This is a genomic window from Thalassospira sp. HJ, from assembly GCF_000948415.1.
Taxonomy (GTDB): domain Bacteria; phylum Pseudomonadota; class Alphaproteobacteria; order Rhodospirillales; family Thalassospiraceae; genus Thalassospira.
In genome coordinates, this window is sequence record NZ_JYII01000019.1 from 56,518 (window position 1) to 81,696 (window position 25,179).

The window sequence follows — 25,179 nt, forward strand, 5'->3', positions numbered from 1 at the left end:
ATTTGTTGCGCCAGACAATGGTGACGCCAAACATACCGAAAACCAAGGCCAAAAATGGGCAAATCGGGTGCAGTGCCGCATTATTAACAACCAACGGTCGTTTTAGCCCTTAAATCGGTGGCACGGCTGCCCGGCAATATCGGTCTGGATCGACAGCAGCGCCCCTTCAAGCGCATTGCCATTCCCCTCCAATCCGACCGAGGCCGAGGTGATATAAAGCGTTTTAAGGTCGGGGCCGCCAAACACACAACTTGTCGGCTGGGTCACCGGAAGATCAATCACCCGATCAACACTGCCATCCGGCGCAAAGCGTATCAGACATCCCCCGCCCCAGCGCGCATTCCAGATATAGCCATCCGCATCCATCGCCGATCCATCCATATTGCCGCGTTCCTGCGGGCCAAAGAACGGCTTGGGATTGGATGGCACGCCGGTTTCCATGTCAAAATCATAGACATCAAGCGTGTCCTTGATGGTATCGCCAAAGAACATCTTCGTACCGTCCGCAGACCAGAGCAGCGTATTGGATATCCCGATATTGGCCCCGAACCGAACGGTTTCACCATCCGCGCCAACCCGGTTGAGCGTCCCGGTCGAGATGGTGACAGGCAGGTCTTCGCCATTCGGTCCGATATTGTTTTGCATTGTGCCATGCCAGAACCGCCCCATCGGATCGACCCGGCTTTCGTTCGACCGGTTACCTGCATGATCGCTATCGGGCGCGACAAAAGGTGTGGTATCGCCACTTTCGGGGTCAAGAAACGCCAGCCCGTCGGCAAGGGCGACCAGAAGCCCGTCCTTTTCACGCGGCACGATGGCCGCAACCGGCTGATCAAATTTCCAGCTGCGTGATCCACCCTGATCGGGGCGCAGCGCATAGGCGGTCTTGCCGACAATATCGACCCAATACAGAACCCCGTCTTCGGCATCCCAATGCGGGCCTTCGCCCAGCGTACATCGCAGGTTTGGCAATACGGTTTTGACGTTGGACATGGTTTCTCCCTGATGACGATGCGGTTGTTTTTTCCGCTTTGTATTGGTGTGATCATTCATATCGCGGCAGACGGCCAGATACGATCACAATCTCTGATTAATAGTGCTACCCAAAATGGTCGCGCCTGAAAAGTCATTTTATATGATGATTATATTGATGACGCACTTTTTTGGCATTCTGCAATCGCAACTCGGTTGCATTTGCGTCACGTAATTGATAAGCATTCTCAGACCTTACAGCGCGCTTATCCGCCGCCGATTGGCGATGGCGCAAGTGATCCATCCCCGGCGCATGAGTTTCTTTCCATGTTCGATCTGACAGACGTCGCTTTCAAAAGCGATGGCAAAAAGCCAAAGACATTGCTTGAAGGCATCACGGTCGGCTTCCCGACCGGGGCGTTTAGTGCAATTGTCGGCCATAACGGATCGGGCAAAAGCACGCTGATCAAGCTTCTGGCGCGCAAAAACAAACCGGCATCCGGGGCAATCGCCCTTGATGGGCAAGACCTTGCCAACCATGGCACGCGCGACTTCGCGCGCAAGGTTGCCTACCTTCCGCAAAACCCGGTTGTGCCGCCGCACTTAAGCGTGCGCGAACTGGTGGCCTTTGGCCGTTATCCCTGGCGCGGCGCCCTTGGGCGCTACCGCGACGAGGATCATGCCAAGATCGATCAGGCGATGGAACTGACCCACGTCACCGGCTTCTCCGATCGTCTGGTTGCAAGTCTTTCCGGCGGGGAGCGCCAGCGCGTCTGGCTTGCCATGTTGCTGGCACAGGATGCCCCGGTGCTGCTGCTCGACGAGCCGACCTCCGCCCTTGATGTCGGCCATCAGCGCGACATTTTGCAACTGGTCGCCAACCTTAAGGATCAGAACAACCTGACCGTCATTGCCGTCTTGCACGACATCGACATGGTCGGGCGTTTCGCCGATCACATTCTGGCACTGCGAGGTGGCAAGACCTGCTGGCAGGGAACACCGCGCGATTTCATGCATGGCGAAACCCTGCGCGACATTTTCCAGACCGACATCGATGTCATTCATCTTGCCGATCATGACCGCTTTGTCAGCTACGTCGCCTGACGCGCCAATCAGCCACCATTTCAACAGGGATCAAGGGAAATCATGATGTTTACGCCTTGGATGGGTCGCACGTTTGCGGGCCTTGCAATCGCCACCGGAACCGCCATCGCGTCCCTTGGCCCCCTGCCCGTCCTGGCCGAGGAAACCTTTACCCATGAAATGGGCGAAGTCACCCTTGAAACCACCCCGACCCGCTTTGCCGTCTCAAACTGGGCCCTGACCGAAAGCCTGATCGCACTGGGTATTGACCCGGTCGCGATCCCCGAGGCCGAGGGTTACCGCGCCTGGGTGGTGGAACCGGAATTGCCAGAAAGTTTCACCGATCTTGGCACCCGTCGCGAACCGAATTTCGAGGCGCTCCGCGAAGCAAAACCGGACGCCATCCTGATCAGCACGGATGTCGCCATGGCGCTTGAAAAGCTCTCTGGCTATGCGCCTACTTTCGTTTACTCGATCTACAATACCGGCAGTGACGAACCCGCAATTGACCGGGCCGAAGACCTACTGCGCAATGTCGCCAAACTGGCTGGCAAGGCCGATACCGCCGAGGACGTCATTGCATCGGTCAATGCCCGGATTGAGGCCGCAGCCAAGCGTATTCGGGGTCATGTCGGCGATGATGCCAAATTCGCTGTCGTGCGCATTCTTGATGAATCCCACTTCCGCATTCATGGCAAAACGTCGCTGTTTGGCTCTGTCCTTGGTCGCATGGGCTTTACCAATGCCTGGGATGGCGAGGTCAATGGTTGGGCGTTTTGCAATGGTGATGTGTCCGACCTTGCCAAGATGGGCGATGTGCAGCTTGCCTATATCGAACCGGTCGCCCCGACCACGCGCGAAAGCCTGTTTAACTCCGCGATCTGGAAGGCCATGCCGTTTGCACGCAATGGCAATGTCCATGCCATCCCGGCAAGCTGGACCTTTGGCGGGGTTCTGTCGGCAGCACGCTTTGCCGAATTGCTGGCCGATGCGGTCACCGGCACTGACACCACCGCAAGCGGATCGTAAGGGATACCCGGCATGAAGATCCTTCGCGCGCTTGTCTGCCCGGTTTTGCTATGCGTTGCCGTTATCTCAATGGCTATTTCACCGGCCTTGGCCGACCCGATCGAGATCGAACATGAACGCGGCATCCTGCGCCTTGAAGCGCCGGCCAAGCGGATCGCGACCATCAACTGGTCCTTTACTGAAAGCGTGATTGCCCTTGGCCTTGATCCGGTGGCCATTGCCGACCCACAAGATTACGTCGACTGGGTTGCAAAACCTGATCTGCCCGAAAGCTTCGTTGATCTTGGGCAGCGCGCATCGCCCAATCTTGAAGCCCTTCGCGCATCGAAGCCCGACCTGATCATCAGCGTTCCCGATATCGGCATGGCTTATGAAAAGCTTGCCGAAATCGCCCCGGTTCTGGAACTGCGTTTGTTTGACGGCAAGACCCCGGCCTTTGAAACCGCCCGCAAGGTTTTTGGCAAAATCGCCAAGGCCACCGGGCGCGAGGCAGAGGCCAAAGCTTATCTGGATAATGTCGATCAGAAGATGATCGATTATGGCAAGCGCATCAAAACCGCCATCGGCCCGTACCAGAAGATCAACGTTGTTTTCTTCTTTGATGAAAGCAATGTCGGCATCTTTGCCGATATCTCGCTGCCTGGTTCGGTGATGACGGCGATGAATGTGCCGATTGCCTATGACGGCGAGGTCAACAAATGGGGCTTTGGCCGTGGCGGGCTGGAAATCCTTGCGCCCTACGCCAAGGAAACGCTGGTCTATACCAACCCGGTGCCTGATGTGGTCCTCAATAAGCTTCTGAATTCCCCGATGTGGAAGGTGATGGATTTCACCCGCAACAACCGGGTGTATGAACTACCCGTCGTCTGGGCCTATGGCGGGGTGCCATCCGCCCTTCGCTTTGCACGCCTTCTGACCGAGACGATTGAAAGCGGCCCGCAACAATGAGCACCGCGACTGCGCGCAATGCAAACCTTCGAGGGACGCTGTCCCTTCCAGCCATCCTGACAGGCATTCTGGGCGTTTTGGCCCTTGCCGTGCTGGTGATTGATTTCTGGCCCTATCTTGCAAATGGCAACATCTCGCAGGCTCTGTTCAGCCCGGATGAAACCGATTTTGACCAGATCCTGTTTCATTTCAGCACCCTGCCCCGCCTTGCGATGGCGTTTTTGTGTGGGGCCGGATTGGCGCTCGCAGGGGCGGCAATCCAGACGGTGTTGCGCAACCCGCTGGCATCCCCGACCACCCTTGGCGTTGGGGCGGGTGTTGAATTTGCCCTGACCCTGTTTGTCCTTCTGGCCCCGGCATCACTTGCCATGTTTCAGGAGGCCTTTGCCCTTGCCGGGGGTCTGATTGCGCTCGGTGCCGTTTATCTGATTGCGGCCAATCGCGGCAATGCGACGCTGTGGCTTATACTCGCCGGGATGATCGTCAATCTGCTGTTGCAGTCGGGATCGCAGATCATCTTGCTGTTCAATGAGCAATATCTGCAATCAATCTTCATGTGGGGGGCTGGTGATCTGGCCCAGAATGGCTGGGACGACACAGAATTCGTCTGGCCGCGTGTACTGATTGGCATGATTGCCATTCTGGCCCTGTCGCGCCCGCTTGATCTTCTGGCCCTTGGTGATGACACGGCAAGTTCACTGGGCGCCAAGGTAACAGTTCTGCGCCTTCTGATCCTTGGTCTTGCAGTCTTTATCACAGCCTCGGTGATTTCAGCAGCTGGCATGATCGGTTTTGTCGGCTTGGCCATCCCGGCCGCCCTTCGCATTGCCGGGCTGTCGCGATCGCGTGATTTGATGATCTATTCGGTTTTCACCGGTGGCTTTGCGCTTCTGATCGTCGATTTTCTCGTCCGTCAGTTTAATACACTTGGTGGCGATCCCCTGCCAACCGGGGCGGCAACGGCCCTGTTTGGCGCGCCGTTTATCATCTTCATGCTGCGCAAGGCGCGCATCATGCCGGGCAACCAGAATGATGATCAACATAGCGATCAACAGATCGTCTCGAAAAATGCACTTTCGATTGCCCTTGCCGTCAGCCTTGTCATCGGTGTCGTATTCTCGTTGTTCGTCTCGCTGGATGGCAGCGGCTTTGTTATTTTGGGCTGGCAGGACAGCAGCCTTGATATCCTGATTGGCCGGTCTGAACGCACCTTTGCCGCGATGATCTGCGGCGCAGCACTGGCAGTTTCGGGCACGCTTATTCAGCGCGTCGGACGCAACCCGCTGGCAAGCCCCGAAATCACCGGGGTCAGCTCGGCCACTGCGCTCGCCATGATCCTGGCACTCGCCGTATTTGGCTTCGGGCAGCGTGCGGAGCTGATGGTGATCGGTGCTGCAGGCGGGATTGCATCGCTTTTCGTATTGCTCGCCCTTTGTCGTAAATTCACCCATGCGCCGCATTACATGTTGCTCAACGGTCTTGCCATGACCGCCATTCTGGGCGCGATGGTAAGGATTGTTCTGACCCGAAGCGGCACCCAAACATCGATGCTGATGTCCTGGCTGGCTGGCACGACCTATTTCACCAATATGAACGAGGTGATGATTGTCGCCGGTGTCACCGGCATTCTTCTGGTGGTGGCAATCGCGCTGCGCCGTCCGCTTGAACTGGCATCCCTTGGCACGGATCAGTCGATCTCGCTCGGCCTTGGAATTTCGGGCTTCCAGTTTGCCATGATGCTGCTTGCGGCCATTCTGGCCGCAAGTGCGACCCTTCTGGTCGGACCGCTCAGCTTCGTTGGGCTGATGGCCCCGCATCTTGCCCGCGTCGCGGGTTATCGTCTTGCTGGCGGGAATCTGCTGGGTGCGGTTCTGATCGGGGTCAATGTCATGATGGTCGCCGAATGGCTGGCACGAAACATGATCTATCCGGCCCAACTCCCCACCGGCCTGATCGCCGCCCTGATCGGCACGGGTTATTTCCTGATTTTGGCCGCCCGCAAACGCTAGGCCGGGCAAACGCCGTTAGTCTTTTGAAACCGCCGCCCAATTGCGCGCCAGATCAAAGGCGTGATCAAGGCTATCGGTGCGTTTGACGGCAAAGGGCAACATGCGGGCAAAGTTGCTGTCCTCGGCATCCTCGTGCGCGTCTTCATGATCGTGATCATCATCGCCGTGATGATGGCCTTCATCGACGCGGATCAGGCCCTTGGCAAAGACACCCAGCCGATCGCGGTTACGCTTGAACCATGCGGCGGCCTGTTTGCGGATTTCGTGATCCTGATTGATAAAGCCCGCCACCCGAAAGATCAGAATGGCCGGTTCACTGCGTTCGGCTAGGGCATCAAGGGCCGCGATATAGGCCTTTCCATCCGCATCACTTTGCTGATCAATCATTTCAAACAAAACGATATCGCTTTCGGGTGTTGATGATCTGAACACCTTAAATTCTCCGTGCGGAAATGGCCCGGCAGGAAAACCGCCGGGCCATGGGTCAACGATGTTTCAAGCCGAAATGGCTATAAACCCGATCAGAACTCGCGACGATAACCAATCGTCACAGTGCGACCGTGCCCAGCAACCGAATAGCCACGCAGTGCAGTCGCCGCCGGGTTTTCGTAGCTGGTATCGAAGATATTCTCGATCCCGAAACGGGCCACCCCGCCCAGCAGCGGATAATTACCCGACAGATTGAAGACCAGGCTCGGCTTTATTTTTTCATCTTCGATCTTGTAACGGCCCGCCGTATAGGTCCCGTCAAACCGCATATTCAGATCGCCCCAAACGTAACTATCAACATAGCCCGTAAAACGGAATGGCGACGGAATACGGTTGTTCGGCAACCATTCTTCTAAATCGCCGTCTTTGTCCTTGTCGTAACGACCTTCGACATAGGACGCCAGCGCACCAACATAGGTATCTTCGCTTATGTCGTATTCACCGTTCAGTTCCGCACCGATGATGCGTTCCTTCTGTTGGCTAAGCTTGTTGGTCGCAGAATCAAAGGTATCACCACGTTTGTTGGTGCTCATATAGATGGCACCGCTGGTGCGGAAATCTTGACCAGTATAACGTGCGGCGATCTCATAGGTTTTGACCTTGGATGCATCAACGTCAATACTTGCGAAGTTAAGCGGTGCACCGGAAACGCCAGCACGACGGGTATAGGCGCCGACATCAGGAATAGAAAAACCTTCGCTGTAACTAAAAGATGTATCGAGCTTTTCGGTCCAGTGAACAACTGCGGACGCATTATACGTTACGGCGTTATAGCTGGTACTTCCCCCAGTAAACTGGGCAGCAGCAATCGGTGTGGTACGGTTATAAAGATAGTTTGGACGCAAATAATCATCGACGGTCAAGTCGAACTTCTCGTAGCGGACACCACCAGACAGATCAACAAACTGCGTCACCGGCGCGCTTAGCTGTGCAAATACAGCTTTGCCATCCTGTTGCATCGGCGCACCGATATCGCGACCGCTGACCGAACGGTATTTGACATCATCATAGATCAAGTCCCCACCCCAGGTCAGAGTCATACCGTCATAGACCTGATCAAGGCTGGTATCGGTAGAAAGTTTCAGCCCGTATTTGACCGTATCGATCACCGACTGCCCCAACGGATCAAGTGCGGTTGTACTGTCGGCAAGTACGAGCTGGAAATTGTTGTGAGTTGAGTCAAAGTCAGACAATGCAGCCTGTTTGTAACTGTCATTGTAAAACAGCTTCAGGTCACCTTTGCCCATCTTGCCAAAATCATATTCATAACCGCCGGTGAAATACTGGCTTTCATCTTCAAGTGGCTGGCCGGTATAGGCATTATCATAATTGACAGAAACCGGGTCGGTGGTCAGATCCGTAAAATATTCGATGTCCTGACGGAACCGCACGACTTCCGAAGACAGGAACACACGATGACCTTCAGCCAGCGTCACGCCGGCCTTGCCGAAAACATTGAGGTCTTCGGCGTTGTCAAATCCCCCCTGACCGAGCATCGCGTCGGACGGCACCTGATTGCCATAGCCGTCATAGGCATTGCCGGTTTTTGAACCGGTGACACTGGCCGCAAGATCAACCGCGCCAAAGCCACCGCGGCCCGAAACTGTCAGCGACGGCGAGAAGCTTTCTCCGATATCGTCGGTGTAGCTTTTGGCATGGGCATCTACGACAAAGACGTTTTTGCCGACTTCACCGGTCTTGGTGATGATGTTGATCGTGGCCCCCGTCGCGCCATCGCCATTCATCGCGTTCGAGCCGGGGATGACTTCGATGCTTTCGACCTGCTGGATATCGATCATCGATAGGATACGGCTGCTGTTACGAAGCGGCGTATTGCGCGCAACACCGTCAACAAGAACCTGCACATCACGGCCACGGAAGGTTTCAGTGCTCGAGATCAGGCTTTGGTCATCAAACATGAAGCCCGGCACATTGTTGCGAATGACATTGGTAATGTCGCTGCTTTTGGCCGACTGGGCTTCGATCTGATCGGAGCCAATCACAACGACTGACGGCGACATGGTGGCGATCGAGCGACGTGAACGGGTCGCGGTCACCACGACTTCGGGCAAGATCAATGTCCCTTGTGCATTGCTGGTGGTCGCCGATACCGGGCGGATAATCACACTGTCATCCGAGACGAACTCAAACCCGTAGCCCGAGCCTGACAAAAGGCTTTGCAAAGCGTCGCGCGCCGACATGTCCGCAGACAGATTGCCACTTTCCATCCCGGAAAGATCCCCCTGCACGACAAGCTGCAAACCAAACTGATCGGCAACCTGATCAAGGGCGGTGCGCAGATCCCCTGCGGCAACCGCAACCGGCTGCGCTGTATCCGATGCGGTTTGCGCCATGGCCTGCGGGACCGATGCGATCATCAGTGTCGCGACAAGTGCCGTGCTGCCCAAAAGACGGGACATTCCGAGCTTCCCGGTTTCCCCAAATTTCACGATCTTCAAGTTCGAACCCCTTCGCATGAAAATAATAATGCAAATCACTATTACCTTCATGACGAACACCCCCGCGAAATGAGGAGGTAAAATTTTCTATTTTTTTGAAATTATTCTGAACCCGCCCGGAACGGCGCGGTCCGTGAGGCCATAAGCCGCCAAAATCGCGCCATAGGCCCCGTCCGGTTTGGTCAGATCGAAACTGCCCGAAACGGTAATGTCGCCCATGCGCGGATCGCGCACAAAGCTGGTATCATCCAAAAGCGGTGATAACCGTGCAAACAGCTCATCAATCGGCATGTCATTGACCACCCAGCGGCCAGTGCGCCATGCCGCCACCCGATCAAGTGCCACTGTGCCGTAATGCATATCACCATCGGCATCCTGCCAGGACGCCCGGCCCGCAGTCAGACGGGCGAGCTTGGCCGTGCGGCTTTCAAGATCAACCGTGCCTTCGGATACCTCAACCCGGACATGCCCACCCCATTTCGAGGCACTGAATGCGGTGCCCACAGCGGTTGCCGTCAGTTTGTTGAGGTGAATGCGAAGCGGTCTTGTGCTGTCCTTGGCGACCTCGATAAACACGCCGCCTTCCTGCACGGTCAGATCGCGATACTGATCGCTATAGGCCATGGCAACGCGCGTCCCGGGCTCCATCCAGATGCGTGATCCATCGGAAAGTTCATGTACTTCGCTGACAACACCGGGATTGCTTGCGGCAATCAGATCGGCATCAGGTTGAAACGCCGAATAGCCCCAGAGCCCGACCAGCAACAGAATGGTGAAGATTGCCAACATCGGACGCACGCGCCGCTTGGCCGACCGCATGCCCGGCAGGCGACCATTGCCACCTTCAAGCGCGCCCAACCGTTCCAGATCACGACGGACGGCTTCGCTATCAAAGCCGAGATGATCCTGCTTAGGCGACGGCGCACCCTTGGCGGGATCGTCCATATCCGAAAGCTCTGCCGCGGCGATTTCCATGCTGTGCCATGTCTGGCGTGCACGGATGAGGCGCGCAGGATTTTGCGGGTCTGCCGCCTGCCAGCGTTCAAAGGCGATTTCCTCAGCCGCAGTTAACTGCACATCATCAAGGCGCACGGCCCAGTAATCGGCAATGTCATCATTGCTTTGGCAGTCGTCGGGATAGCGGAATTCAGTCATGGCAGTGTCGTTACCCGGCTTCTGGCTGAGGATGCTGTTGTTTATTTGACGAACGAGCCGCACAAAAGAGGATGTCGGAAGTCCTGATCCTAGTTTTCATGGCGCGCCAACACCTGTTTGCAATGTCCAAGCGCCTGACGCAAATGCTTTTCTACCATATTGCGACTAATGCCAAGGTGCTCTGCCGCCTCAACCGTGCTGAGATGATCACGCTTGCAGAGCAAGAACACCTCGCGGCAGCGCGGCGGCAGGTCGTCAATCGCACGGCGAATGATATCAAGGCGCTGGCGATCCGAGCTGATCTGTTCCGGGGTTGCCGACTGGCTTGTCGCCCCATTCATGTCACTGATCTCTGCCGGATCGGTGAATTCAACCGGGTTGCGGTTGTTCCGGCGCAAGGCATCAATTGCCAGATTGGTGGCCATCCGCATCAGAAAAGCCGGCGGGTTGGCGATATCGTCCGGGTCGATATTCCGGTGGCGCAGCTGCACATAAAGGTCCTGCAACACGTCATGGCTTTCGTCGCGCGCGGGCAGATACTTCTGCACCTGCCGCAACAAACGATCATGATATTGCTGATAAAGACTATCCCAGGAACGGTCGCAGACCGCCATAGCTGCACATCCAGAATTCGATAATGATAACTGTTATCATTTTCATTAGTGCTTATAAGCAATCCTGACCATCCGTCAATTCAAAAAGCAGATGCCCTTCTGGCAGGCGATAACAAGCACATGTTGACCCTAAATTAGAATTCTCTGGACAAGATTGCGTTTTAATAATAATGATAAATTCAGGCATCAACTCCTAATTGCGCGTTTTACACGTAGTAAACGTCGCCAATTTCCAAGTAGGAAAACAAAAATGGCACTAAACATCATATCAAACTATGCAGCCAATGTTGCACATCGCAACCTGTCTGCTTCTGATGCGATGGCGACGCGGTCGCTATCAAAGCTGTCCTCGGGTACGCGCGTTGTCTCTGCGCGCGATGATGCGGCGTCCATGGCGATCGGCGCACGACTTAATGCGACGACCCAGGCGCTTAAAACTGCATCTGTAAACGTTGGTCAAGCCAACTCGATGTTGCAGATTGCCGACGGTGGCATGGCAACCATTGATGATGTTCTCGTCCGCATGAAAACGCTGGCGGTGCAGGCTTCATCAGGTAACCTTTCTGATACCGAACGCGGCTTCCTCAATGACGAATTCACCGAACTGCGTGACGAGATTGACCGTATCGCATCCTCGACCAACTTCAATGGCATTCAACTGCTTGGCGATGGGGGTGATGTTGCAATTAATCTCACACCCGCTGCCAACAATGCCGCGCTCACACCCGCTTTCGGCTTTGACGGGTTCGCGATCACGGACAACAATTACTGGGCACAGGACCCAGGTGAAGATGGTGTCGATGATAACGGGTTTGAGATAAGAATTAACGAAGGTTCCGGCGAACAGGTCATCATGACTGTACTTACGGCGATTGAGAACATTGTCGTGCGGACCCAGTCAATTGATATCACCGATTTGGCGGCAACCGGCGGAACGCGCGCAATTGCGCCCGGTGAAAATGCGGTGTTGAACTTTGACGAGTTGGGCCTTTCAATTACAGTAAACACCAACTTCTCGGACACCGTTGATTACATCAGAGCCGGTACCGGCGGTGCCAATGATTTCGGTTTTACTTCAACCAATACCGATTTCATGGGAACTGGCGTCGACACATCCGCCGGTCAACTCTTCTTCATGGAAGAGGACAAAGGCCAGAAGCTTTCCAACACAATCGACTTCCAGGTCGGCGGCGGCAACACCGCGAATGATCGTCTTTCGATTAACCTGAGCGCAGTTGACTCTGCCGTTTTGGGATCGTCCGGGCTCGGTCAGGAAACGTTGGAAGACCTTGGCGCTAATGCTATTGACACTGCTGCTGGTGCCCAGAACGCGGTCGAGGTTGTGACGCGCGCCATTGATGATTTGCAGCGCGCCCGCGCTGCCATCGGCACATCCCAGAACCGTTTGGATTTTGCGGCACAGAACCTTGCATCGACGCAGGAAAATACTGAATCCGCTCGTTCGACCCTGCTTGATCTGGATGTCGCAGCGGAAATGACGTCCTTTACCTCCAAGCAGATTCTAGTTCAGTCCGGTGTCGCAATGCTGGCCCAAGCCAACCAGATGCCGCAAAACCTGCTGCGGTTACTGCAAGGCTAACGGACCACATCTGACAAACGTTTTGACGTGCCTACCTGTTGCAACAATGGCCCGAACGAAACTCGTTCGGGCCATTGATTTTAGGCGGATCTAAGATCGCAAGACGATCCTGTATCAGTCTTCAAAATGGCCCTTGGCGGCGAAACCACCGCCCTGATACATCACAGCCGGATCATTGCGATCTTCGGGCGGGAAGGCAGCCTCGATCTCGGCCCGGAATTGCTCCGAGCTATCTTGCGGTTTCCAGCCAAGGAAATCGGCGTGATCGTTGCTCCACCATTTCGATTTGTTGTCCGAAACGCCATACATCACCAGATGACCGGTCATCGGCGCAGCAAAGATCGCCTTCATCAGCGAGATAAAGTCACGCGGGCTCATCCAGGTCGAAAGCATCCGGCGATCACGCGGCTTTTCAAAGCATGACCCGATGCGCAAGGACACGGTTTCAACATCGAACTTGTCGTAATAATAGCTCGCCACTGCCTCGCCATAGCATTTGGTCACACCATAAAGGCTGTCGGGGCGCAGCTCGGATTTGTCATCAAGCTTTTCGGTGCGTTTATGGAAGCCAATCGCGTGGTTGGAGCTGGCAAACATGATCCGCCCGACCCCGTTCTGACGTGCACCCTCATAAAGGTTATAGGTCCCGGCAAGGTTCGCCTGAAGCAGGTCATCAAAGGCCGCCTCGATCGAAATGCCGCCCAGATGAATGATACCATCAACATCCTTGGTCAGTTCGATCACGGCTTCCCGATCCGAAAGATCACATTGCACGACTTCCTCGTTCGGACCGGCCGGATCCACGGGTGAAATATCGGAAAGGCGAATGACATCGGCATAGCCCTTAAGCCCTTCGCGACAAATCTTGCCAAGGTTTCCACCGGCACCGGTAATCAGCAAACGTTTCATAACCATCCTCTTTGATATCGATTTTGCCCGCGATCCGTTACTCGCCGAACACAAGGTTCGGCAGCGTCATGGAAATCGCAGGGATATAGGTTGTCAGCAAAAGCGCACTCAGGATCGCCAGATAAAATGGCCAGATCGACTGCACGGCTTTTTCGATTTTAACCCCGCCAATCGCGCACCCGACAAACAAGCACGATCCCACCGGCGGCGTACACAGGCCAAGACCCAAATTCATCATCAGCACCATGCCGAACTGGATCGGGTCCATACCAAACTGCATGGCAAGCGGCAGGAAGATCGGCGTACAGATCAGGATGAGGGCTGCCATATCCATGATCATGCCGGCAATCAGCAGCATGATATTGATCAGCAACAGCACCATGATCGGATTGTCGGTGATGCCGGTAATCGCCTCGGCCAGGGCATCGGGCACCTGATAAAAGGCCAGCATATAACCATAAGCCGACGCACAGCCAACCAGCAACATCACAAGCGCTGTCGTCTTGGCCGATTGTTTGACCGCGGCAATAAAGCCAGCCCAGCTGAGCTCACGATAAACCAGCCCCGTGATAATCAGCGCATAGGCCACACCAATCGCACCGGATTCTGTCACGGTAAACACACCGCTCAAAACCCCGCCAACGATGATGACGGCGGTAAAGAAGCCCGGTATGGCACGCACAGCCGTGCGCCAAACCACCGCCCAGCCCGGGAACGGTTCGGCCGGATAACCATGGCGGATCGCAACCAGCCATGTAGCAAGGCCGAGCAACACACACATGATGATGCCCGGAACGACACCTGCCATGAACAGCTTGGAAATCGAAATGCCCCCGCCGGCCGCAACCGCATACAGGATCATGTTATGGCTTGGCGGGATCATGATACCGGCAATCGAAGACGTCACCGTCACGTTGACGGCGTAATCCGCACGGTAGCCTTCCTTTTTCATCACCGGGATCAGGATCGATCCAAGGGCGGATGTATCGGCCACTGCGGAACCGGAAATACCGCCAAACAGCATCGATGAAAACACGTTCACAATGCCAAGGCCGCCACGGCGACTGCCAACCAGTGCGGTTGCAAATTGCACCAGCCTTGATGCAATCCCGCCATGAAGCATCAGCTCACCGGCAAAGATGAAGAAAGGAATGGCCAGAAGCGAAAAGGCCGAAATCCCCGACCCGATCCGCTGAAACGCAATCAGGGTTGGCAGGCCTTCGAAAAAGAACGCACCAAGGGCAGCAATGCCAAGTGCGATGGCAACGGGCATGCCAATCAGAATACCAATGGCAAACACGCCCAGAAGAATGGTCATGCCCATGTTATTTCACGTCCTCATTAAGCAGGTCATCATGGTAAAGGCGGGCTTGGGCGATTGTTTTCCAGTGGGCCACGATCTTGAGGACATGCACAACGCTGTAAAACAGGATCCCGGCGCCGCAAACCGCCATTGGCACCGAACGCCAACCGTCCGAAATATGAATGATCGGCATTTTCTTGGCCCAGTTAAAGGCCACAAGATCCATGCCCCCCATCAGCATCCAATAGCCAAACCACGCCATGGCGGCGTAGCTGATCGCAGCGACGATCGCGGCGATCTTGGGCGGCAGTGCATCACGGAAGAATGAAACGGACAGATGGCTGTTATCGCGCATGCCCGCAGCTGCGACCGGAAACGTGATCAGCACAATCAGAATAAGGGAAATCTGCTCAACCCATGTCGGGGTCTCATTGAGCACATAACGCCCGAACACCAGCCAGCCAAAGCTCGGGATCAAGGCTACAAGTGCCAGACCGCCAATCAGATTGAGCAGACCGGCGATGCCGCCCCCAAGGCGGTCGATCAAAGTGATAAGACGAGAAAACATCTACGCGCCGCCAGAAATAAAGACAAACTGGAAATAGAATTATCACAGACAAAAAGTCGGGCGGCGATTAATTCGCCGCCCGATCAGATATGCTGTTTTATTTCTGAGCATCCTGGATGGCTTTAACCAGATCAGCCAATTCCGGGTTGGTTTTCAGGAAGTTGTCGTAAACCGGCTGCATGGCGTCCTGGAAGGCCTGCTTGTCAGCGATTTCGTTAACTTCGATGCCAGCAGCAATGACTTTTTCCTTGGACTGCTCGGCACGGGCGGCCCATGCGGCACGCTGCACTTCAACCGATGCATCAGCTGCTTCCTGGACGATCTTTTTCTCTTCGTCCGAAAGGCTGTCATACAGGTTTTTGTTGATGCACAGGCATTCCGGCAGGATCAGGTGCTGGGTGACCGAGTAGTATTTGGCAGCCTCGAAGTGGCCGGAGCTGTCATAGGACGGATAGTTGTTTTCAGCACCGTCAATCACGCCGGTTTTCAGCGACTGATAAACTTCGCCGTATGCCATCGGGGTGGCGTTACCACCAAGGGCACCAACCATCTGAACATACAGATCGTTGCTCATGACGCGGAATTTCAGGCCCTGCAGATCGGCCGGGGTGTTGATCGGGTGCTTGGTGTTATAGAAGGAACGCGCACCGGAATCATACCAGCCAAGCGGCTGAAGGCCAGCTGCGATCAGGCCATCGGCGATCTGCTGACCAGCCGGGCCGTCCATGACCTTATGCATGGCATCGACGTTTTTGAAGATGAAGGGCAGCGAAACAACGTTGGCTTCGGGTGCGACTTCACCAAGCGGGCCAAGGTTGAAAACAGCCCAGTCCAGACCACCAAGACGGACCTGCTGAATTGCATCAGGCTGGTCGCCAAGAACACCACCGTGATAGACCTTGGCTTCAAGGTCGCCACCGGATTTTTCATTGATCAGCTTGGCGAATTCTTCCATGCCGGTCGAAACCGGGTATTCCGGCGGATGGATGTTCCAACCGCGCCACTCTTTAGCCTGCGCACCGGATGCCAGCGTAACCGAAACGGCTGCCGCCGCGATCGTCAGTGTGGTGGTTTTGATAAACTTGTTCATTTGGGTTCCTCCCGAGACGATTTGTCATTTGGTTAAAGCCTTGATGCCCCTTTGGGGTCATTTTTTTCTCATATAATCCTACAATCCGTTACTTGTAACAACAACTGTAAGGTTTATTAACAACTAGTCTAATAGCTGCTTCGTTTTTCTGCGCGCCGATTGTTGTTTTGGCGTCGCAATCAGTTACCCCGGCAAGTCACACCTGCCGGGGTAAAAGGCAGGTTCATGCAGGCATAGCGCCCCGATTTCAAATCAGGCAGCGCGCAGTGCATCCGCGCCATAGGCCTTGCGGATAACATCGGCCAACATGTCATGTTCCTTGTCAGTCAAATCGGTCAGCGGACTGCGGACCGGACCGGTATCGCGCCCGATCACACGCATGCCTGCCTTGACGATGGACACGGCATATCCCTTTCCGCGATTGCGGATATCAAGATACGGATAGAAGAATTCGGTCAGTGCACGGCTCATGGCCGCATCATCATCACGCGTCAGCGCGTCATAGAAATCGAGTGCCTGTTGCGGCAGGAAGTTGAAGATCGCCGATGAATAGGTTGTCACACCGGCTGCCTTGTATGCCTTGGCAAAAACTTCGGCCGTTGGCATGCCACCGATATAGGACAGGCGATCGCCAATCACGGTGCAGACCTTGGTGACCATTTCGATATTGCCATGGCCATCCTTGAACCCGACCAGGTTCGGGCAAACCTCGCACAGCTTGGCAAGGGTTTCAGCCGTGATGATCGAATTGTCACGGTTATAGACAATGACACCGATATCAACCGCATCACAAACCGCCTTTACGCGGGCAAACAGGCCTTCCTGCTCTGCCCCGACAAGATATTGAGGCAACAGCAACAGGCCATCGGCCCCGGCCGCCTCACACGCCTTGGCGAGGTCGACCGCCATTGCGGTGCCATAGCCGCAGCCAGCAATGATCGGGGTATCGCCCGCGACTTCCTTGGCCGCGCGCACGGTTTCAACCACTTCTGCCGGGGTCAGGGAAAAGAATTCCCCGGTGCCGCCTGCAGCAAACAGGGCGGTTGCCGGATATTGCGACAACCAGCCGACATGCGTGCGATAGGCCGCAAGATCAAGCGCGCCCTCGGCATCAAAAGGCGTTACCGGAAAAGAAAGCAACCCGGCGCCAATCGCCTTTTTCATCTCTAGATAATGCATCAAGCGTCCTTAATATCTGTATGCGTCAAAACAACTATGACGATTCTATAAATTCATCATATCACTTTGTCAAACATAATACTCAGACTTTTACAAAACCCTGAGAAAGCCGAAAAAACCGAGATTTCTGCGACATTTCCGGCTCTTTCGACTTTGGTATAAAATGGTGGTTTTCGTCCGATTTTCTCGAATCGGATTGATTGGTATGATGACTTTGCGATCAAAGCCCGTTAGGCTCTGGCGATCCATTCAACGCCACAGCCAAGAAGACCGGGAATGACTGATATCACTGCTGCCAGCCGCATCCTTGCCGATGCCTTTACCAACCACACCCTGATTGATCCCCTGCCCGCGGACATCGCCCCCAAAACCTTTGACGACGCCTACGCCATTCAGGATGCCACCCTGGCACTTGTCGGCATCGCGCAGGCGGGCTGGAAGCTTGCGGTTGCGACCCGCGCGGCACAGGAAAAGATCGGCGCGGACGGCCCACTTGTTGGTCCGTTGCTCGAAGGCCGTATCCTTGGCGATGGCGCGACACTGACCACCGATGACATCCATTTCCCCAATATCGAGGCGGAAATTGCCGTTGTCATGGACAGCACGCCGGCCCCGGATGCGACATCAAGTGACATCCTTGATCATATCAAAAGCATGCATCTGGCGATCGAGATTGCCGATCGCCGCTATCACGAAAAGCAGGATCCGATCCAGACGCTGGCCGACCTTAATTCGACCAGCCACTTTATCCTCGGCCCGGAAATCGAAGGCTGGCGCGACCTTGGCTTTATCGGCGGCAAAGTCACCACCAAAAGCGACGGCGAAGTGCTTGCCAGCAATGATGATCCTGATGCCTGGCCGGAAATCTTTGGCGGGCTGGAATATCTTGTCGGCTTCCTTGCCAAGCGCGGCAAGAGCCTTAAGGCAGGTGATGTGATCACCACAGGTGCCTGCGCCCTTCCAACCATCAGCCCGCATGGCAAGATCGAAGCGATCTTTGAAGGATTGGGCACGGTGACGGCCGAGATCAAAAAGGTCTGACCCGAACGGCTTACAGTCCGAAAACAACCCAACAAAAAAGCCATGCGACATCCCATCGCATGGCTTTTGTTTTAACGCGCGGCGGGCTTAGCCGTTTTCGCGGAACTTGTGGACCGGAACACCGGGCACTTCAACGCGCAGCTTGACCAGCTTCCCGGCATGGGGGAACTCAGCACGCTTTTCCGGGCTGTAATTTTCCTGATGGCTGGTGACATAAAGCGTTTTCATGTCCGGTCCGCCAAAGCACGGCATGGTCGGATTGGGCATCGGCATCGGGATTGATTTCAAAAGCGTGCCATCCGGTGCAAAGCGATTGAGATTGCCCGCCGACACACCGGCCGACCAATAGCAGCCTTCAAGATCAACCGCCCCGCCATCCGGGCGGCCCAGCGTGTCATCAAGATCGAGATAGCGCGTGCAGTTGGTGATTTTACCCGTGGCAACGTCAAAGTCCCACCGGTTGACCCACGGCCCGCGAGAATCGGAGTGATACATTTTCGATCCATCCGCCGACCAGGCAATGCCGTTGGAAATCTTGAAGCCGGTTGCCTTTTCCTCGACCTTGCCGTCACCGGTAATGCGATAGAGCGAGGCAATCGGCATTTTATCCGGATTGTCATCCATGGTGCCGACCCAGAACGCCCCGTCCGGGCCGATCTTGCCGTCATTGGTGCGGCTGTTAATCCCGTCTTCGATCCGACAAAGCGGCGCACAATCACCGGTTTCCGGATCAAGGAAAATGATATCCTTGCGAAGGGCTATGATGATGCGCCCGTGATCGGTCAGACCAAAACAGCCAAGCTCACTATCAAAGGTCCATGTCTTGCGTGCACCCGTTGCCACATCAAGGGAATGCAGCTTGCAATTCAGGATATCGGTCCAGTAAAGCCGGTTGTTGGCAGCATCCCAGTTGGGGCATTCCGCCAATGTGAAGGTTTCGTCAGAAAGAATTTCCGGCTGATACATCACACCACCCGTCATCATACACACTCCCGAATTCATATGATTATTTATTGTTATGTTCTGGTGTGCCGTTTGTGGCCCCTGCTTGTCAACAGGATTGTCATGACAATCGGCCTTCTGCCCGGCCCGTTTCGCAGCAGACAGGCGGCATATCACGCAGTTCAGCCCACTGAAAAAACAGGAATCCGGGAGTTCCGGGTATTGGTGACAGTTCTACTGTGATTACCGGTCGCGGGCGTGATCGGTGACACGCTGGCGGGCCTGATGGAGGTGGTAGCGCATCAGAAGTTCGGCACTTGCGCCATCATGGCTCAGGATCGCATCATAGATCTGGCGATGCTCGCTCAGAACCTTTTGCGCACGCTCGGCCGATCCGCCGCGCGTGATGTTCAGTGCGACCCGCATGGATTTCCCCATCACTTCATGCAGGGAGTTCAGAATGGTGACGAAAATCTCGTTTCCGCTGGCGCGCGCGATGGCCATGTGAAAGGCCAGATCAGCCTTATCGGCGATGTCACCGGCAGCCACCCCGTCTTCAAGCATCTTGAGCGCATTTTCAATTTCGCGGTGATGGCGCGCGCTGGCCCGTTCGGCTGCCATGCGCGCGGTTGTGCCTTCAATCGCCGACCGGGCCTCAAAACAACGCAGGAGGCCCGCGACATCACTCACCCCGCCAAATTCGATCAGGCCTTGTGGCGGGCGTTTTTTAACGAACGACCCCACCCCCTGGCGGGCATAGACCAGCCCGTCGGATTGCAGTTTGCGCAATGCTTCGCGCACAACCGGGCGCGACACGCCAAAGGATGCGCAAATCTCGTTTTCCGAGGGCAGCTTGGCACCCTCGGCAAGATTGCCCGAGATGATCTGTTCAAGGATCTGACCATAAAGCTGATCGGCGAGTTTTTCGCGTTTCTGGACTCTCAGCAGCAGTTCGGACATCCGTCCCCCGGACTTGTTATCTTGTAAAACTTACTTGTAAGTTTTATCGCCAAAGTTCGGGTCGGTAAAGCCCCTGCCAAACCACCGATGCACGCGATCAATCGACCAGCGAATAATCCCGATTTCCCGGAATACCGACGATCTCGTCATCATCGACCAGTCCACTATCGGGTTGTTCAAGCAGATGGGGGATCAGCGTCATCGTGCCGGTCAGGGTCTGGTTCTTGTCAAGCACGACAAGATCGCCATGTTCCTTGAATTCGGGACGGTTATGGACGTTGGGCACATGCGAGACCGGCTCGACACAAAACGTCTTGCCGTCTTCGGGGATGTAGAACTGAACGTTCGGCAAGGTATCGCTGGCAATCATTTTGACACTATAGCCAGCGTCCTCCCACACCATGTCGGCTTCAAGATGCCAACCGGCATAGTGGGCATCGAGCGTCCGGTTATGGCGGATCATTTTGCCATCGGAAAAATCACGCCCAAGGTCAATCACCGTGCGTGCCGTCGGCAACATGTCTTCATCGGTGGCGAAACTGTCCGTTGCAATGAAGGCCACCGACACATCATCCCCACCCGGGAACCACGGATGCAGGCCGATGCCATAGGGCATCGGGGTTCTGCCAAGATGACGCACACCGATTTCAATCGTCACATCGCTCTCGGTCACCTTGAATTCCTGCCAGGCGACATAGACAAAGCCGCTTTGCGGGTCATCATGTTTGTGATTGAAGCGCAGCGTATCGACCGTCGGGCGTTCGATCTTCCATTCCGCAGACCGGCCAAATCCATGAATGGCATGCGGGCTGGGCGGACGGTTGGCCGGGACCTTGACGATGCGGCCATCAAATTCGAATTCGGCAAAGGCCAGCCGATTGGCAAACGGCACCATCGGAAAACAGCCAAGGCTTGACGGATTGCCAGATGCAATCGCATCAGCCGTGACAGGTCGCAAAAGATTGATGATGCCCTTGCCATCCGGGCGGATCCAGTCGATCCGCGATATCGCCCCGCCCTGCGGGACAATTCCGATCTGAAATGGACCACTGTTCCAACGGTATTCAGGTTCGCCTTTTTTGGCCATGCCTGCGCGCCTCAAATCCAACCAAAATCATATGATGACTTTACAGAACCACTATCGTTCGATTATGTGAAGATGGTAATTCCCATGGCGCCAAACAAACCTTAACGCCAAATCACCTTCTTATATCTGGTTGTTCTACACCGGATTTATCGGATACGCAAAATGAACAAGCCCCGTGTATCGGCAGCACCGCGCAAAGTTTCGCTGACCGAAAAAGTGATCGCCAGCCTGCGCCACGAAATCGAAAGCGGCCAACGCGAACCCGGCAGCAAACTGCCCACCGAACCGGTCCTGACCGAACAGTTCGGCGTCAGCCGCACCGTGGTGCGCGAAGCGATTGCAGCCCTCAAGGCCGACGGGTTGCTTGAACCGCGTCAGGGCGCTGGTGTTTTTGTCCTGTCGCCACAGGCACGCAGCAACGAGACATCAATCTTTGCCGTCGATTACGCGCAGGTATCCGACGTTCTGGAAATTCTTGAACTGCGTATGGCGGTCGAGATCGAGGCTGCCGGCCTTGCCTGCACGCGCAGCTCTGTCGCTCAACAGACCAAGATTTACGAAGCCATGGCCAAAATGGAACGCGCGCTTGAAAAAGGCGAGCCGACCGAACAGGCCGATTTCGAATTCCACAGCGCGATCGCGGCTGCGACCAACAACCGCCGCTTTGCCGAATTCCTTGAACATCTGGGCGACAAGACCATCCCGCGTGCGCAGCTGCGCCGCCGCCCGCCCGAGGCCAAGGACCAAAAAGCCTATATGCAGATGATCATGGGTGAACATCGCCGGATCTATGATGCAATTGCCGCCCGTGATGAAGACACTGCTCGCAAGGCGATGCGCGATCATCTCAGCCTCAGCCAGACGCGCTATCAGAAACTTCTGACCCAGCGTTAAACCGGGATCACGTTAAGCCGGAATGGCACGTGCGAGGTTTGCCATATCATCAATAACGATATCGGCCCCTGCCGCATAAAGCCGCTGGCAGGCTGTTTCGCGGTCATCAGCATAATGCCCACCGCCAACAAACCCGACGCATTTCATGCCCGCCGCCCGCGCGGCCGTCACGCCGGCAACAGAATCCTCGATCACGATGGTATGTTCGGGCGCATGGCCCATACCATCAGCAGCATGCAGGAAAAGATCCGGGGCCGGTTTGCCGTTCTCGACGAAATCGGCACTATAGACCTGGCCTTCAAACCAGGGACCAAGCCCCGTGACCTGCATGGTCTTTTCAAGGCGTTCGACCGAACTGCTTGAAGAAATGCAAAAGGCAATATCGCGCGCCCGAAGCGCGGCCAGAACATCATCGATCTGATCGATCTTGGTCAGATCCCGGTCATAACGGGCAAACAGCATTTCATAGTAGTATGGCTTGAACGCCGCGGTCACGTCCTGCCCGGTCTGCTCCTTGATATATTCAATCGGGGCAGAGCTTGATCGGCCGGTAAAGCGATCGGAGACTTCGCGCAGGCTAAGCGGTGCGCCAAAATGCTCAAGCACATCGACAAGGGTCGCGAGCGAGATCGGCTCGCTATTGACCAGAACGCCGTCACAGTCAAACAGGACAACACGACAGGTGTCAAACAGACCTTCGATGTCTGATGCTGACGTTACGATCTTGGCTCCGACTTCGTTGGCCGGGCCTTGGACATTGTTTCCTCGGGGCATGTTGAACCTGGCTTGTGTGATTTATGTTGTCAGGGTCAGGACCTACTAATTTGGTTAGAATGGTCGCTCAGATTTGTGCGGATACGCGAAGCAAAACCGCAGGAAGATAAATATCTTTCAAGGTTTTGCGACAAAGTAGGCCGTGCAAATCTGAGCGATCCGAAGGACAGAGCTTATATTTGCAAACTCCTGCGTCAAATCCCTTGTCCGGGGTGCCGACCCGCTCTGCGGGACTTTCCTTGGATTTCACAAATATAAGCTCTGCCATTCCAATCAAATTAGTAGGTCCTGACCCTAGCGTAGCGAACGGACAAGTTCAGCGTCAACAAAAATGAACATTTGACCGATCAATGAACTTTTGATCAACTCAGGCCAAACTGAGCCCAAAACAGATCAAATACAGACCAGACAAAAGACCACCCGGTACCGTCCAACACAAAGAAAACCGGGGGAATTGCGGAGGAGAACCCCATCATGAGTCCCACTTATCCTTGCTTTGTCGGCGTGGATGTCGGCACCGGAAGCGCGCGCGCAGGCGTGTTTGATGCCACTGGCAAACTGCTTGGCAGTGCCGCGCACGCGATTGCAATGAACCGCCCGAAACCCGATTTCGTCGAGCAGGATTCTGAAAATATCTGGCAATCGGTCTGCCAGTCGGTGCGTGATGCCATGGCCAAATCCGGGGTCCCGGCCGAAAAGATCGCCGCCATCGGGTTTGATGCCACATGCTCGCTCGTCATCCGTGATCAGGATAACAAGCCGCTGGGTGTTACGCCGAACGGGGCGGATAATTGGGATGTGATTGTCTGGATGGATCACCGTGCCGTGCGCGAGGCCGAAGAATGCACGGCCACGGGGGCGAAGGTTCTGGAATATATCGGCGGTACCATGTCGCCGGAGATGGAAATCCCCAAACTGATGTGGCTGAAACGCCATCATAATGCCGCCTGGCAGAAAATGGGGGCGGCTTACGATCTGGCGGATTTCCTGTCCTTCCGCGCGACCGGCAGCAATGCGCGCTCCTGCTGCACGGTGACATGCAAATGGACCTACCTTGCCCATCAGGATGAACCGTGGGATCGCGATTTCCTGAAATCCATCGAGATGGAAGACCTCAATGACAAGATCAACATGCATGACAGTGCGCTTGCGGTTGGCGATCTGATCGGGAAACTTTCCGAACAGGGCGCAGCTGATCTTGGCCTGACGACCGATTGTGTTGTCGGTGCTGGCCTGATTGATGCCCATGCCGGTGCACTGGGCACCCTTGGTGAATATCTTGATGGCAACCTTGATCAACATTTTGCGATGATCGCGGGCACCTCGACCTGTCATATGGCGCTGTCAAGCGAGCCACGCTTCATCAAAGGTGTCTGGGGCCCCTATTTCGGTGCGATCGCCCCGAACCTTTGGCTCAATGAAGGCGGGCAATCGGCGACCGGTGCGTTGCTTGATCATATCGTTGCCATGCATCCGTTTTCCCATGATATGGGGCGCGCAGCACACAAGCTTGCCGGCGAAAAGCTGATGCCAATGATGGCCGAGAAAACCGACCTTGCCCCGCGCCTGCATGTCCTGCCCGATTTCCACGGCAACCGGTCCCCGCTGGCCGATCCCGAGGCGCTTGGTGTGATTTCCGGTCTGACACTCGATCAAAGCGAGGAAAGCTTCCTTAAGCTTTATTGGGCGACGGCCTGCGCGATTGCCTATGGCACCCGCCACATCATCGATGCGATGAACGATACCGGTTACGACATCACCCACATCCATCTGAGTGGCGGCCACACTGCAAGCCAGGTTCTGGTCAAGCTTTATGCCGATGTCACCGGTTGCACGGTTGTGATGTCTGATTGCGAGGAGCCGGTTCTTCTGGGATCTGCCATGCTGGCGGCCGGTGCGCTGGATGCCGATGGCGGTCTTGCCAAGGCAGCCCGCAAGATGGCGGGCAAGGAAACAAATCATGCCCCCGATCCTGCCGCCAAGGCCGACCATGACCGCCGCTACGTCATTTTCCATCAGATGCATGCCCACCGTCAGACCCTTGATGGCATGAGCAAAAACTGATTTTACCGTC

Annotated in this window: 22 protein-coding genes; 8 read left to right on the plus strand and 14 right to left on the minus strand. The window is 55.4% G+C overall.

Going from position 1 to position 25,179, the window contains the following annotated elements:
• Positions 1-102 precede the first annotated feature (102 nt).
• Positions 103-993: an SMP-30/gluconolactonase/LRE family protein gene (locus UF64_RS14555; protein ID WP_044829559.1), complete on the minus strand. Its 891-nt coding sequence runs from the start codon at positions 991-993 to the stop codon at positions 103-105.
• A gap of 306 nt (positions 994-1,299) precedes the next feature.
• Here UF64_RS14555 and UF64_RS14560 point away from each other — a divergent pair, with 306 nt between their 5' ends.
• From UF64_RS14560 to fhuB, 4 genes are read left to right on the plus strand one after another with little or no spacing between them, the layout of a single operon-like run.
• The gene (locus UF64_RS14560; RefSeq protein WP_044829560.1) at positions 1,300-2,076 is read left to right on the plus strand and encodes an ABC transporter ATP-binding protein; all 777 of its coding nucleotides are present in this window, start codon (positions 1,300-1,302) and stop codon (positions 2,074-2,076) included.
• A gap of 45 nt (positions 2,077-2,121) precedes the next feature.
• Complete coding sequence (locus UF64_RS14565) at positions 2,122-3,084, plus strand: iron-siderophore ABC transporter substrate-binding protein (RefSeq protein ID WP_235285080.1); 963 nt, start codon at positions 2,122-2,124, stop codon at positions 3,082-3,084.
• Between the two features lie 12 nt (positions 3,085-3,096).
• Positions 3,097-4,032, plus strand: coding sequence for an iron-siderophore ABC transporter substrate-binding protein (locus tag UF64_RS14570; RefSeq protein ID WP_044829346.1), 936 nt, complete (start codon positions 3,097-3,099; stop codon positions 4,030-4,032).
• Entirely contained in the window at positions 4,029-6,041 is a 2,013-nt protein-coding gene (gene fhuB, locus UF64_RS14575) for a Fe(3+)-hydroxamate ABC transporter permease FhuB (protein ID WP_044829347.1), read from the plus strand. Before UF64_RS14570 ends, fhuB begins: the two co-directional genes overlap by 4 nt.
• 15 nt (positions 6,042-6,056) lie before the next feature.
• On the opposite strand, the gene UF64_RS14580 is transcribed toward fhuB, so the two are convergent.
• From UF64_RS14580 to UF64_RS14595, 4 genes are all read right to left on the minus strand, one after another.
• On the minus strand, positions 6,057-6,473 hold the full coding sequence (locus UF64_RS14580) for a hypothetical protein (protein WP_044829348.1): 417 nt from the start codon (positions 6,471-6,473) through the stop codon (positions 6,057-6,059).
• A gap of 89 nt (positions 6,474-6,562) precedes the next feature.
• On the minus strand, positions 6,563-8,950 hold the full coding sequence (locus UF64_RS14585) for a TonB-dependent receptor (RefSeq protein WP_044829349.1): 2,388 nt from the start codon (positions 8,948-8,950) through the stop codon (positions 6,563-6,565).
• 126 nt (positions 8,951-9,076) lie between these two features.
• The gene (locus tag UF64_RS14590) at positions 9,077-10,144 is read right to left on the minus strand and encodes a FecR domain-containing protein (protein WP_044829350.1); all 1,068 of its coding nucleotides are present in this window, start codon (positions 10,142-10,144) and stop codon (positions 9,077-9,079) included.
• Between the two features lie 89 nt (positions 10,145-10,233).
• The gene (locus tag UF64_RS14595; protein WP_044829351.1) at positions 10,234-10,758 is read right to left on the minus strand and encodes an RNA polymerase sigma factor; all 525 of its coding nucleotides are present in this window, start codon (positions 10,756-10,758) and stop codon (positions 10,234-10,236) included.
• A gap of 250 nt (positions 10,759-11,008) precedes the next feature.
• Between UF64_RS14595 and UF64_RS14600 the strand changes: the two genes are divergently transcribed.
• A complete protein-coding gene (locus UF64_RS14600) occupies positions 11,009-12,358 on the plus strand; it encodes a flagellin (protein ID WP_044829352.1) in 1,350 nt (449 codons plus the stop codon).
• Positions 12,359-12,472: 114 nt separating this feature from the next.
• Here UF64_RS14600 and UF64_RS14605 read toward each other — a convergent pair whose 3' ends face one another.
• The 5 genes from UF64_RS14605 to kdgD all read right to left on the minus strand — a co-directional run bounded on the left by UF64_RS14605 (position 12,473) and on the right by kdgD (position 17,407).
• On the minus strand, positions 12,473-13,267 hold the full coding sequence (locus UF64_RS14605) for an NAD(P)-dependent oxidoreductase (protein WP_044829561.1): 795 nt from the start codon (positions 13,265-13,267) through the stop codon (positions 12,473-12,475).
• 37 nt (positions 13,268-13,304) lie between these two features.
• A complete protein-coding gene (locus tag UF64_RS14610; RefSeq protein ID WP_044829353.1) occupies positions 13,305-14,591 on the minus strand; it encodes a TRAP transporter large permease in 1,287 nt (428 codons plus the stop codon).
• Between the two features lies 1 nt (position 14,592).
• Positions 14,593-15,138 (minus strand): TRAP transporter small permease, encoded by a 546-nt coding sequence (locus tag UF64_RS14615; protein WP_044829354.1) that lies wholly within the window; start codon positions 15,136-15,138, stop codon positions 14,593-14,595.
• A gap of 97 nt (positions 15,139-15,235) precedes the next feature.
• Positions 15,236-16,228 (minus strand): TRAP transporter substrate-binding protein, encoded by a 993-nt coding sequence (locus UF64_RS14620; RefSeq protein ID WP_044829355.1) that lies wholly within the window; start codon positions 16,226-16,228, stop codon positions 15,236-15,238.
• Positions 16,229-16,480: 252 nt separating this feature from the next.
• Positions 16,481-17,407 carry a 5-dehydro-4-deoxyglucarate dehydratase gene (gene kdgD, locus UF64_RS14625; protein WP_044829356.1) on the minus strand — a complete coding sequence of 309 codons (927 nt, stop codon included), beginning with the start codon at positions 17,405-17,407 and terminating at the stop codon, positions 16,481-16,483.
• 276 nt (positions 17,408-17,683) lie between these two features.
• On the opposite strand from kdgD, the gene UF64_RS14630 reads away from it, so the two are divergent.
• On the plus strand, positions 17,684-18,448 hold the full coding sequence (locus tag UF64_RS14630) for a 2-keto-4-pentenoate hydratase (protein WP_044829357.1): 765 nt from the start codon (positions 17,684-17,686) through the stop codon (positions 18,446-18,448).
• 87 nt (positions 18,449-18,535) lie between these two features.
• Here the strand turns inward: UF64_RS14630 and UF64_RS14635 are convergent, their stop codons facing one another.
• The 3 genes from UF64_RS14635 to UF64_RS14645 form a co-directional block, all read right to left on the minus strand.
• Positions 18,536-19,429, minus strand: coding sequence for an SMP-30/gluconolactonase/LRE family protein (locus UF64_RS14635; protein WP_052657669.1), 894 nt, complete (start codon positions 19,427-19,429; stop codon positions 18,536-18,538).
• A 204-nt stretch (positions 19,430-19,633) separates the two neighbouring features.
• A complete protein-coding gene (locus UF64_RS14640; protein WP_044829358.1) occupies positions 19,634-20,350 on the minus strand; it encodes a FadR/GntR family transcriptional regulator in 717 nt (238 codons plus the stop codon).
• Positions 20,351-20,447: 97 nt separating this feature from the next.
• Positions 20,448-21,437 (minus strand): hypothetical protein, encoded by a 990-nt coding sequence (locus UF64_RS14645; RefSeq protein WP_044829359.1) that lies wholly within the window; start codon positions 21,435-21,437, stop codon positions 20,448-20,450.
• Positions 21,438-21,599: 162 nt separating this feature from the next.
• Between UF64_RS14645 and UF64_RS14650 the strand changes: the two genes are divergently transcribed.
• Positions 21,600-22,331 carry a FadR/GntR family transcriptional regulator gene (locus tag UF64_RS14650; RefSeq protein WP_044829360.1) on the plus strand — a complete coding sequence of 244 codons (732 nt, stop codon included), beginning with the start codon at positions 21,600-21,602 and terminating at the stop codon, positions 22,329-22,331.
• 12 nt (positions 22,332-22,343) lie between these two features.
• Here UF64_RS14650 and UF64_RS14655 read toward each other — a convergent pair whose 3' ends face one another.
• Positions 22,344-23,105, minus strand: coding sequence for an HAD family phosphatase (locus UF64_RS14655; protein ID WP_052657654.1), 762 nt, complete (start codon positions 23,103-23,105; stop codon positions 22,344-22,346).
• Between the two features lie 474 nt (positions 23,106-23,579).
• Between UF64_RS14655 and UF64_RS14660 the strand changes: the two genes are divergently transcribed.
• Positions 23,580-25,169, plus strand: a complete 1,590-nt coding sequence (locus UF64_RS14660; RefSeq protein ID WP_044829361.1) for an FGGY-family carbohydrate kinase — start codon at positions 23,580-23,582, stop codon at positions 25,167-25,169.
• Positions 25,170-25,179 lie beyond the last annotated feature (10 nt).